Annotated in this window: 7 protein-coding genes; 3 read left to right on the top strand and 4 right to left on the bottom strand. The window is 32.9% G+C overall.

The genetic code is table 11. From position 1 onward, the window contains the following. The first annotated feature begins 134 nt into the window (after positions 1-134). On the top strand, positions 135-1,655 hold the full coding sequence (locus B0A67_RS06085) for a MauE/DoxX family redox-associated membrane protein (RefSeq protein WP_072962406.1): 1,521 nt from the start codon (positions 135-137) through the stop codon (positions 1,653-1,655). A gap of 99 nt (positions 1,656-1,754) precedes the next feature. Then, the gene (locus tag B0A67_RS06080; RefSeq protein WP_072962328.1) at positions 1,755-2,033 is read left to right on the top strand and encodes a DUF6520 family protein; all 279 of its coding nucleotides are present in this window, start codon (positions 1,755-1,757) and stop codon (positions 2,031-2,033) included. Positions 2,034-2,105: 72 nt separating this feature from the next. On the opposite strand, the gene B0A67_RS06075 is transcribed toward B0A67_RS06080, so the two are convergent. Genes B0A67_RS06075 through B0A67_RS06065 form a run of 3 tightly spaced genes read right to left on the bottom strand, consistent with a single transcriptional unit; the run spans position 2,106 to position 9,144 of the window. Next, the gene (locus B0A67_RS06075) at positions 2,106-4,775 is read right to left on the bottom strand and encodes a S9 family peptidase (protein ID WP_072962324.1); all 2,670 of its coding nucleotides are present in this window, start codon (positions 4,773-4,775) and stop codon (positions 2,106-2,108) included. A gap of 12 nt (positions 4,776-4,787) precedes the next feature. After that, on the bottom strand, positions 4,788-6,179 hold the full coding sequence (locus B0A67_RS06070) for a RagB/SusD family nutrient uptake outer membrane protein (RefSeq protein ID WP_072962321.1): 1,392 nt from the start codon (positions 6,177-6,179) through the stop codon (positions 4,788-4,790). Between the two features lie 10 nt (positions 6,180-6,189). Continuing rightward, the gene (locus tag B0A67_RS06065; protein WP_317044078.1) at positions 6,190-9,144 is read right to left on the bottom strand and encodes a SusC/RagA family TonB-linked outer membrane protein; all 2,955 of its coding nucleotides are present in this window, start codon (positions 9,142-9,144) and stop codon (positions 6,190-6,192) included. Between the two features lie 587 nt (positions 9,145-9,731). Here B0A67_RS06065 and B0A67_RS06060 point away from each other — a divergent pair. Beyond that, positions 9,732-10,046 (top strand): hypothetical protein, encoded by a 315-nt coding sequence (locus B0A67_RS06060; RefSeq protein ID WP_072962314.1) that lies wholly within the window; start codon positions 9,732-9,734, stop codon positions 10,044-10,046. An 87-nt stretch (positions 10,047-10,133) separates the two neighbouring features. On the opposite strand, the gene B0A67_RS06055 is transcribed toward B0A67_RS06060, so the two are convergent. Next, positions 10,134-11,813 (bottom strand): AraC family transcriptional regulator, encoded by a 1,680-nt coding sequence (locus tag B0A67_RS06055; protein ID WP_072962310.1) that lies wholly within the window; start codon positions 11,811-11,813, stop codon positions 10,134-10,136. Positions 11,814-11,944 lie beyond the last annotated feature (131 nt).

Below are 11,944 nucleotides of genomic sequence, written 5' to 3'. Positions count from 1 at the left end.
ATTGACTGGTTTTTGCAAACTTTTGACTGGTTTTTGACATCATATTTTTAAAATAACACTTTTACATTTGTACATGCTCTTTTTCCATTTGCTTTTGTAAGCAAGTAAAGTGTAAAATTATAAACTTCATGATTATGAAATTTCAAGTCAATTTCAAAAGTGTATTTACAGAAGTAGTTTGTCTTTTATATATTCTTCTATTTGTTTACGCTTCAATAAGCAAGTTACTAGATTTTGAAAACTTTCAAGTCCAGCTGGGACAATCTCCTTTATTAAGTGCTTTCGCTTCGTGGATCTCTTGGCTAGTACCTTTGACTGAATTGATGATAGTTATTTTACTAATTATCCACAAGCTCAGAAAGATAGGTTTATTTGCTTGTATATGTATAATGACAATGTTTACAGCTTATATTTTTATAGTTTTGCATTTTAGTTCATTTGTACCTTGTTCCTGTGGTGGGATACTTGAAGATATGAGCTGGAATGTGCATCTAGTTTTCAATATTGTTTTTGTACTCCTGGGAGTGTCTGCACTACTTCTGAAGAACAATATTAATATGGGGCGTAAATTCTTTTGCCCACCTTCTGAAGAAATAAAGGCTATCCTTATTTCAATGACCTGTAGTATATTGGTAATAGTCCTTTTGTTTTTATCCTCTGAGCAAATTATGCAGCATGAAAATCCATTTATCAGGCGTTATCCTCAGCATCCTATTCTGTTACAAAAAACTATTGATTTAAAATTCAATTCTTATTATTTTGCAGGTTATGATGGTCATCGTATCTATCTCGGAAATTATACAGATCCTTTACACATCGAATCATTTGATAGAAATTTTAATAATAAAAAAGTATTTAAAATATTTTTAGAGCCGAAAGAGATTCCTTTTAAAAGGGTCCAAATCTTGGTAAGAGGATCTTATTTTTATTTAATCGACGGGACTGCTCCTTGTATTTTTAGAGGGAAAACGTCGGATTGGAAAATAACAAAAGAGTTAAAAGGAATTCCATATTTTTCAGAGGGTGAGCCAATAGACAGTTCTACTGTTGTATTTAGGTCTAATAGCGGTAGAAAGGCGTCACATATTTTAGGTATTTACAAATTTGATAAGTCTCCAAAAATCACATATAACAATACACTTCTACGCCAGCAAATTGATGGTGTGTTTGATACTGATGGTATGCTTATATATAGCCAGAAATTGAAACAAATGATTTATGTACACTATTACAGAAATGAATTTATCGTTGCCGATAATAATTTAAAAGTTTCTTATCGTGGCCACACAATTGATACAATATCACATGCTAAAATTAAAGTTGCGTATCTGAAAGACAGTACTGAGAGAAAAATGGCTGCTCCTCCACTAATAGTTAATGCACATATTGCAGAATCTCATAACCTATTGTTTGTACATTCAAAAATACCAGGACGTTTTGAAGACAAAAAATTATGGCAACAAGCTTTTATAATTGATGTTTATAATCTGGAAAAAAACAGCTATTTATTGAGTTTTGCTATCTATGGAATCAAGGATAAAAAACTTAGGTCCTTTATAGTGACTAGTACTCACTTGTATGCTTTGATAGATGATAAGGTGTCTGTTTATAGCCTAGAAGCAAGAATAAAAAAAGAAATGAGTGTCATAAAATAAAATACGAAATGATACTCAAAATATACTGGCCAGTATCAGGAAAAAGATCGAACACCTGTAGAAAAAAGTAGATCATGGTTTAATTTAATATTTATTATTATGAAAACGTTATTTTTAAAAAATGTGATGCCTTTTGCAGTTGTCGCCTTTGGAATTGCGGGAGCTTTTGTAACAACTTCAATGCAAAGTAGCTCTACGAACCCCCTACCCAAGTATGGATATGTTCGTAATCCACAAGGAATTTGTAATATCAGGGTAAATTGTGATACACAGCAAGGACCTGTTTGTCGTCTTAATGGCGACACGGGACCTCAGGCTTTTGGTAAACCTACGCCGGAATCCAATTGTACTGAATTACTTTATCGACCTGCAAACTAAAAGTTTGACGATCTGATTAAGGCGGTGCAGTTCCAATTATGGAACTGCATTGCTTTTTGTTATGCATAGTTATTATTTTAGTCCTTCGGTTACCCATTTTGCCGACTCGTCATCTTTTAAAAAATAAGCAAACCAAGCTTGAACACGATCGGTAAAATCTTTTTGATTAGCCGGTTTCATAATAGAATGGCCTTCATCTGGATATATCAACATTATACTTTTTTTACGCAGTGTACGAAGAGCCAAGTAAAGTTCCATAGTTTGATGTGGATCTACATTTCCGTCATTCTTGCCTGTCCATAAGAGGAGCGGTATATTAATCTTGTCTGCATGAGAAATAGGAGAGTTTTTATAATACACCTCAGGTATTTCAAAAGGCGTTTGCTTTATGTCCCATTGTCCACCTGTAAAGCGCCACATATTTCCTTTGGCTAGGTCTCTACCTAAGGTAAAATAATAACTGTAAAGATCGGTAATTGCCCCTCCAGCAATTGCAGTTGTAAATAGATTTGTTTGAGAACTTATAAATGAGACCTCATATCCTCCCAAGGAATGTCCCATGATTCCGATTTTGTAAGGATTTATAATTCCTTTGGTAAGTACTTTTTTGGTTGCAGCAGTAACACAATCAAGGGCTGAAAAACCTGGATTTTGATATTCTAAAGTAATATCAGGAAGCAATACAAAGTAGCCCTGGGTTGTCCAGAGAATTTCATTAAAACCATCTTCCGTGTAGGAAGTGGGGTATTTATATTTATGAAGGTATTTGGACTGTATTTGGTAAATATTCACTATCATAGGATATTGTTTTTTAGGATCAAAATTTGCGGGATAATACAGTATACTTTTCATTGTTTTTCCAATAGAATTTTGATATTCTATTAATTCTGATCTTCCCCAATGAAACTTTTTTTGCTGAGGATTGCTTTGAAACACAGCAGTAGGTTGTAACTGCTTATTCTTTATCATTATTTGAGGAGAAAGGTTAAACTTTTGTTCTTTATAAAACCAATTTTGCTTTTTGGAAGTATAAACAAGCTGATCAATCAATTTATCATCATAGATAATAGTTTGAGCGCCTAAATTAGGGGACCATTTAAAATAACCCGTTTTTCCATCATCACCCTGCCCATGTAATAAAAGTTCTTTTTTTATATCAAAATTATAAACAGTAAGGCCATCGAAAATACCAGTTATAGCAGCTCTATTGGGAATATTTGCAATTCTGTATGTTATTTGTGACTCGCGTCCTCTGGTTAATCTTTTAAAAGAACTTCCATCTGCTTTAATAGCCCATAAATCATATTTATCATACAAGAGGATTTCTTTGTCATCATTGGTCCACCCAGCAATCTCTGACATTGTTATGGATAAAAATGCAGTATCTATTCCTCTAAATTCAGTTTTTATTTTGCTTGTAATATTTGAATGCGTATTAGCTGTGATATCATAAACCCACCAATCTCTATCTTGAAAATAAGAAATGTATTGACCTTTTGGAGAAGGTATTATTTGTAAAAAACTAGCATTATGTTTAGTTAGAAAAAGTTTTTTTGTGAATGTGGCAAGGTTCATAATATAGATATCCCTTGGACCATCCCTATTTTCAATTTGAGGTTCATATGCTAGAGGATTGGATAAAAAAGCATATTGCTGATCACCTGAAAGAATTAAGTTTGGAAATTCATTTGTTGTGATTTGAATTATAGCTCCCGACGCTGGTATCCACATATCAACCTTCGGGCTCGTGTCGGGCTCGCCATTTTTTACTTGTTCAGGGAAGAGTAATTTATCATTTGTACTCCATATCTCTACCGTTGAGGTTTCTTTAAAATTGTCAGTTGAAGTTTTAGATTTCACATTAAAAAAAACTCTTTGCATGTCATCTGATATTGTCAAATTAGATGAGTCTTCATTAGAAATAAAGCTATCTTTTGGAAAATTGGAATTTTTATCAGGGTTTAATTCATATAATTTTTGATCTTGCAATGTATAATAGAATAATGAGGTTTTGAGCGTCTCATTTGATTTGGCTATAAAGGCAAGGGATTTACCTTCTTTTTGCCAGGTAAAGCCTTGAGAATTATAGTTTATATTTGGTGTAATCGATTTTTGTTCATTTACATTTTTTAAAGCTAGTAATTTTACACTAGAAGAGCGCTGAGACGAAGCGCTATAAACCAAATGGTTATTATCGGGACTTAATGAATAAGAATTAATTTCATTGATTTGTTTTACTATTTTTCCACCAGGAGTTCTGATGATTAGTTTATTATGATCGTTTATGGAATTTATAATAAAAATTAAATTATCAGTAAGAGAAGAGTAGGCAAATTCATGAACGTATTTTATAAGTTCCTTTTTTCCGGTTGTTAAATCTAGAATTTGTAACCCCTCTTTATTTAAGCAAACAAATGCATTGTGTTTTGTAAATGTGGAGAGTTGCACAGAAGAATAATTATAGGTTTTATGGTTGTTTACTTCACGAACAAAAAGGGTATCTATAATATTATCATAACTTATGTTGTAGCTTACCCATTGGTTATTAGGAGAAACTTTTTCAAGACTCATGATTCCCCATTGAGAATACTGCTCAGGTGTAAGATCTTTTTTTTGCACCACCTGTCCCCATAAGGAACAGGTTACTAATGGCAAAATAAAAAATAAAAATAAAACTGTTTTGATGGAGATGAAATTTGTCAGTTGACTAAAAATCTCCTTTGTATTGTGGCTCTTTGACATAATTCTCTAAATTTAATATCCTGGATTTTGAGGTCGAAGATTTGGATTGGTGCTTATTTCATTTTGAGGGATTGGTAACAAAGCATCATTTGTATTCCATCCTGGTTTTATAGCCGATATGACCGAATCAATTTTGTTAAATCGCTTCAGATCAAAAAAACGATGTCCATGTTCTGTAAAGAGTTCCCATCTTCTTTCTTGCAGTATAGCATCCAATATTTCTAGCTGCGTAGTTGCAGAAGAGTCTTCTAGTCCTGCACGGCGCCTAATTGTATTTAAATCTTCTTTTGCACCAATTAAATCCCCTTGATGCGCTCTTGCTTCAGCCCTTATAAGATATTGCTCTGCCAGGCGCAGTATGATGGAATATTCTTTGGAAACTGAAGTGAAGTTTTGTTCTTTGTATTTGTAGGCATGGTACCAAGTGGATGTCCCATCACTTATAGTCTTTATCCAACTAGATTTTCTTAAATCAGTTGTTGAGAAAGATTGAACTAAATTAGTATTCAAAGCCAACATAAGAGGTGGTCCGGATTCGAATATAAATGTTATCGCCTCTAAGGTATTTTGTCCAGGTTCAGATGATTGTAGCTGCCATATTGTTTCTTTTGAATTTAATAAAAAGACTTTATCCGTATTTTGTTCCAATTCAAATAATTCTGATTGATTTATGATAGAAGAAGCACTATTAGAGGCTTCTACGTATGATTTCATATATAAATACACTCGGGATAAAAAAGCATTAGCTACATTTTTACTCGGACGAATTCTTTCAGAAGAACTATAATTGTAAGGCAATAATGAAATTGAGCTTTCCAAATCACTCACAATATTCTGATAAACTAGCGCTGTTGGCAGTCTGCTTACAATTTTATTTTTATTATAATCCGTTATTTTAATATAAGGGATGTCACCAAAAATATTCACCAAGTAAAAGTGCAATAACCCGCGAACAAATAGCGCTTCACCCAGTAATTGTGTTTTATTTTTTTCGGATAGTATTGTACTTGCTTCAAGACCTTCTATCACTGCATTTAAGGCATATATTTGATTATAGGTAGCATTCCAATATTCTGTAATTTCAGGATTATCTGCCAATAAATTAGTATTATAAAAGTTAAAGCTAGAATTTGAAGGTGTTCCAAAAGGTATTATTTCGTCAGTGTAATTTCCCAGTTCATTGGATAATCCTGTGTCAATGCCGGTAAGCATTCCTTTATCTCTAATTTTTGAATATACATCTGTGAGTGCTGCATTTGCTGTAGCATAATCTTCAAAAACACTAACATTATTAAGTTGTGATTTAGGAAGGTCAACCTCTACGAAGGAATCGCAGGAATTTATTAGTAATTGTAGAACTGCGATTAAAATAAATTGTTTGCCATTAAAATATGATGTTTTCATGATAATTGATTTAAAAGGTTAATTGAACACCTGCTGTTATTACTCTAAGAGGAGGTAAGTATCCCGCGGAGGTAAACTCAGGATCACCATCCTTATATTTGGTAAAAGTCAATGTGTTTTGACTTTGAAGTGTAATTTTGCATTGTATAGCATTTAAATTCAAAGGAAGTTGATAGGAAAGTGAGATGTTTTTTAAGCGTATATAAGAAGCGTCAGTGATAGAGGCATCACTTCTGTTGTATAAATATTCGGCCGTTACAACATCACTGTTGTATCCTGTTGTATAAATTTGATATTCCGCAATGTCTGTGGGTACTTGCCAGCTATCCATTTTTACTTTAGGCTGGTTGGACATTTGTCCTGCAAATCCCATTGGGTATATGTGATTTTTCTGTTTTACAAATTGAAATAAAAAGTCAAGATTCCATCGTTTGTAACGCAATTGATTTTGGATACCACCGTAATATTTAGGGGTAAGATCAGCTGTTTTCTGCCGATCTTCGGGAAATGTTATTTTACCATCCTTGTTGATGTCTTCAAATTCATAGATACCTGTTTGTGGATTGATGCCTTTGTATTGATATAAAATTTCAATATTTAAAGGTTGACCTATTCTGTATTGTTGGTTATATGTAGAACTTTCTAATCCCGGGAAACTAAGTAATTTATTTCTGGCGAATGTTAGATTAAGATTTGTTGACCAAGTGAAATTTTCTCGACTGAAATTGTTGGCTCTAAGAGTCAGCTCCAGACCTCTATTTTGAATAGTGGCATCGAGATTGGATTGCAAAACTGTAAAACCTGTTGTTCCGGGCAATGGAACACCAACTAGCTGGTTAGATGAACGATTTTGATACCAGGATGCTGTTGTGAAGAGCCGGTCTTTAAAAAAGCCTAATTCTAGGGCTACTTCAAGTTTTTTACTGGTTTCCCATCCAAAATTAGCATTATAGAGTCGGGTTGGCTCAAGTCCTATTGTCCCATCATATTTTCCTGATGTGTTAGAATAAGTATTAAGAAATTGATAGTCGCCAATTTGATCATTTCCTGTTGTGCCGTAGCTTGATCTTATTTTTGCAAAACTAAGCCAAGAGCTGTTTTTTATAAAATTTTCATTAGAGATTAACCATGCTGCTCCAATTGCTGCGAAATTTGCAAATTGATTGCCTGACCCAAATCGACTTGACCCGTCACGCCTTCCTGTTAAATTAATAATATAACGCTGATTGAAGTTATAATTGATTCTTCCAAAAAAAGCTTGGTATTTATACAACGTTTCATCATTAAATAACACTTTAATATAATTAGCCGATCCAAGGTTGTAAATTAAACTATTGGAACTGTATCCTGTTCCTATCTGAAAAAGCCTAGAAGTTGTTTGACTTTGAAAAGTTGATCCAAAGAGAATTTCAAGTTTTCCAAGTCCTATTTGTTTTTCCCAGTTGATTTGAGGCTCGATTGTCCATGATGATCGTCCTGTATTGTTAAGGTATAGAGATGAATTTGCGCTAGTGATATTATATATAGGGTTAAATAATGAAGAAGGAGCAGTACGGGTTTCAGTTGTGTTTAGAGATGTGTATCCAAAACTGCCTTTAATTGTCAGTCCCGATATTAGTTCATAAGATAATACCGAATTGGCCACCAAATCATTAGTACTCGATTCGAATTTTGCATTAAGGTTTCGTAAAGGATTATCCCATGTTCCATTCTCCCAATTTAAATCTCCTTGTGAAGTATAAAGTTTTGGCGCGTTAGGAGGGAGAGATCGCGAATCGAAAGTAAAGTCAAAGGCGGGTTGATCATTGTTCTGAAGATTATAACCTGCCGAGAATGTTAAATTAAATTTATTATCTTCTGAACGGTGGTTTAAATTAATTTGAGAACCTCCTTTTTTATATATAAAGTCGCCAGGAAATACAGTAGATTCTGTATGATAGCTACTACTAATTAGAAATTGCGTTCTTTCGGATCCCCCCGAAATACTTGCCTGCAGATCACTTATGCTCGAAGTCCCACCGATTAATTCCTTCTGCCAGTTAGTATATCTGTTTTGGTCCCATGTTCCATTTACATCATAATCCCACGAGTTAAAGGGAATTCCATCATTTTGAAAAGCTTGATTACGCATGGCTAGATACTGCGACGTGTCCATGAGTTTCATAAACTTGCCTACAGTTCCAGTACCTGTTGAGGCATTAACTCTAAAAGTTGTTTTCCCCGCTTTACCCTTTTTAGTGGTAATCAAAACAACACCGTTAGCGCCTCTTGATCCATAAATTGCTGTAGCATCGGCATCTTTTAGAACCTCAATACTTTCTATAGAGTCTGGATTTATACTGTTTAGAGGACTCGTAGTTGTGGGATAAATAGTAGCCGTTTGATTGTATCCTATAGTTTCTGATGCGTAGGGTACACCATCTATAAGATACAGAGGAGCATTTCCTTCGGCACGGATACTGTTTTGACCTCGAATTTTAATGTCAAAGCCACCACCTGGCACACCGGTATTTTGTATGATATTTACACCTGCCATACGACCTTGCATAGTCGCTAGGACATTGGTCACAGGTTGTGTTTCGATATCTTTTGAAGTAATTCGGGCAATATTTCCAGTGCGTTCACTTTCTTTAACAGAATAATAACCGGCATTTATTCTAACTTCCTGCAAAGCAGTCGTATCATATATCAATTTAACATCGACAATTTGACGCCCGTTAATGGGAACGATTAATGTTTTAAAACCAATATATGATATGACCAGGGTATCATTTGGAAAGGTTGAAAGCTTATATTGTCCATTATAATCTGAAATAGTAGATGAATTGGTTTTGCTTTTAATCGAAATAGTTACACCTGGCATTGGATCACTGCCATCCGATATAGTTCCTTGAATTTGATGTTGTTGAAAGGTGGATTTGAATTGCTGTACTGAATTTCGAGCAAATGAAGATGAAAAAGACAATAGTATACCAGAAAGAATTAGGCAATAAAGAGCTTTTCCATCCTTGTAAAATGAAAAATTATTCATAATATTGGGATTGGTTAGTTAAAGTGATTTGATTAGCTACGGTCCTCTATGGTTGTTTGGCGACGATATAGAGGGCCATTTTTTATATTATATTGAGTAATGACCTAATAATCATATGAAGTTTTTTATTACACAGGCAAGAATATTTAAGAGTTCGACATTAAAAATGCGAAATTTTAAAATTATACGAAGCAATTTGCAAAGAATAGTAGAGAGTTTTAAAAAAGGCATGGAACTCATCTTACTGCACTAGAGGTACTGGTATACCTGGAAACAATAAGCGAGCCCACGCCAATAGACGTGAGCATCTTACTTATCATCTCGTTTCTTTAAAATTACCAGTTTTCTAGTGCGAGATTCAAAGCGAATGCTTCAATATTTTTTTGAAGAGTCGCAAAAATACGATCCTTTGAGGATCATATGCAAATATAAAGTAAAATATCTTATTGTTCGCGATCGCGAACACTTTTTTTATACTGTTTACTTTAATTTGTTTGAAAGCTAAAATGATAATTGTGAGTATGACTAATAAAAGTGAAGCGAGACAAAGAAATATTCTTATCAATAAATATATCTGTAATTATATTGCTAAACGTTGGATAGTAAATAGAGTTGATGAAAACGGTAAAGAGGTTACTAAAAGACAATATGCTAAAGATTGTAATTTAGCGACATCGACAATAACTAAACTTCAAAATCCTGATGGCTATAATATTCCTTTTGCGACTATAACTAGTATCTGTAGTAAAGAAAATATTGTATTGTCAGCTTTTTTCTCTGATTTTGAAAAAGAATTTGGAATTTCAATTATTGATAAATATTTAGATAAAAAATAATAAATCTTTCTTTCCAACTTTAGATAGATTTAATTTTAAAGGGATATGTTTCATATTATTCTACACCTTATATTTAAAAGTGCAAATTTATAGTCCTTCCTTTTTAATCTGCTCAATAAAAAAAGCCGTTGGCATTTTGGTTTTTGATTTAAAAGCATTCACAAACCTTTGAGTACTACTAAAACCAGCTTCTTCTCCTAAAGCTTTATTTGTATAATTTCTTATTATTCGATCTTCTTTTAATAAATTAATTATGTAATCTATCTTTAAGTCATTTACATATTCTACAAAGCGTTTATCTCTATAGTGGAATATTATTTTAGAAAGATACTTAGTATTTGAATTAAAGGCTGCGGAGAGTTTTATCAAATTCCAGTCTTTTTCTAAAAATCGTTTATCATCTTCGAACTTCTGTAGTTGTTTTAGAATGTTTGCAATTGCTTCAGGTTTAATGCTCAGAATCTTTGGTTTGATGGTATTTATTTTGGATGTGACCCAATTTTTATCATTTACTTTTAACATTAATTCATCAAATCTTTGTTTATAAAGTTTTTGATTTTTATAGTGACGATATGTTCCATAAAGTATAACTAGAAACAAGAGTAAAATAATACCAATAAAAATATAGTCATAATACATTTCGAGAATGAGCTGAGCTTTTATTCTGTTTTTCTCATGTAGCAATTCCTTAGTGTCATATTCTTTATGGACTTTTCCAATTAAATATTTATTGGTTTCAACAAGCAGTGAGTCCGCTCTTAGAAGTTGATCAATATAATACAACTGATTCTCCAGGTTATTTTTGCTTTTGTAATAATCAATCAATAGCTCGTATGTTTCTCTAAGGTCAGGACGTATGTATGCTTTAGTATTAAAATTTAGATCTACTTTTTTAAAGAAAGGAACAGCATTGTCTCTTCTCTGGAGATTCCAATAACTTTTGCCAATATAAAAATTGCCGATTGATTCATTTGCAAAATCTTTGTTTTCTATTATTGCGCCAAGTGATGATTCTATATCTTTAATTGCCAGGCCATAATTAAGCTTGAAGAATTCATTGATCCCTTGGGAATGAATAAAATAAGGCTCCATTTCCAGAATCTTTAGTCTTTTACTCTCTAGAAGACCTAAGGTGTTTGTTTCAGAACAATGATTATAGTTGCCAATTTTATTATAACAAAGACCTAGGGAATGAAGAGAGTTTAGATAAGCCCGTGGATTATCATCTTTAAAGAATGTGATACATTCCTTAAATAATGAAATAGCTTCGTCATAAAAACCAATATAATATTTTATAAGAGCAATGTGGTACTTGACTTTATGAATTAAGTAGTCATCATTGGTTTTAGAAATGTAGCTATTAGAAATTAAATAATTATCTAAGGCGAGATTATGTTTTTTTTGACCATAATAAACGATACCCTTTGAAAGGTACGCAGATCCAATTATGGCTTCATTATTCGACTTCTTTGCATAATGAATCATACTATCAGCATAAACTAATCTTAGATTGTCAGGAGATTGATGTAACAGGTTTTGATAACTGTTGACTATTTCTTTCCAGTTTTGCTCTTTTTTAGCTTTGTTTAGGTATGCGTACATATAGACCGAAGCTTTTAAACTGTCTTTTTTATATTGATCTATTTTTTCATTTAAGTAGTCGTAACTCTTAGTTGTTATAGAGTCGGGGAGAAGGCGATTTTGTTTCTGTGCAGATATAGATAAAACAGTACATAAAAACAATAATAGAAGATGATTTTGATTCATATGACATTGTAGTTTTGGGGTTAAATACTTTTGAAAATGAATTCAAAGGGATTGATTTAAAAGGAGTAGGGGGAATATTTGCATTAGGTTGCTTCAAAAATAGTGTAAACTATTGAAATATAATGGTTTGG

Source organism: Flavobacterium aquidurense (assembly GCF_002217195.1).
GTDB classification, from domain to species: domain Bacteria; phylum Bacteroidota; class Bacteroidia; order Flavobacteriales; family Flavobacteriaceae; genus Flavobacterium; species Flavobacterium frigidimaris.
This window is presented reverse-complemented; position numbering and strand designations above follow the sequence as displayed.

What these genes read in the sequence shown, in the direction of transcription:
- B0A67_RS06055 (WP_072962310.1), bottom strand. Translation starts at nt 11,813, where the DNA reads ATGAATCAAAATCATCTTCTATTATTGTTTTTATGTACTGTTTTATCT.
- B0A67_RS06085 (WP_072962406.1), top strand. Translation starts at nt 135, where the DNA reads ATGAAATTTCAAGTCAATTTCAAAAGTGTATTTACAGAAGTAGTTTGT.
- B0A67_RS06060 (WP_072962314.1), top strand. Translation starts at nt 9,732, where the DNA reads ATGACTAATAAAAGTGAAGCGAGACAAAGAAATATTCTTATCAATAAA.
- B0A67_RS06070 (WP_072962321.1), bottom strand. Translation starts at nt 6,179, where the DNA reads ATGAAAACATCATATTTTAATGGCAAACAATTTATTTTAATCGCAGTT.
- B0A67_RS06075 (WP_072962324.1), bottom strand. Translation starts at nt 4,775, where the DNA reads ATGTCAAAGAGCCACAATACAAAGGAGATTTTTAGTCAACTGACAAAT.
- B0A67_RS06080 (WP_072962328.1), top strand. Translation starts at nt 1,755, where the DNA reads ATGAAAACGTTATTTTTAAAAAATGTGATGCCTTTTGCAGTTGTCGCC.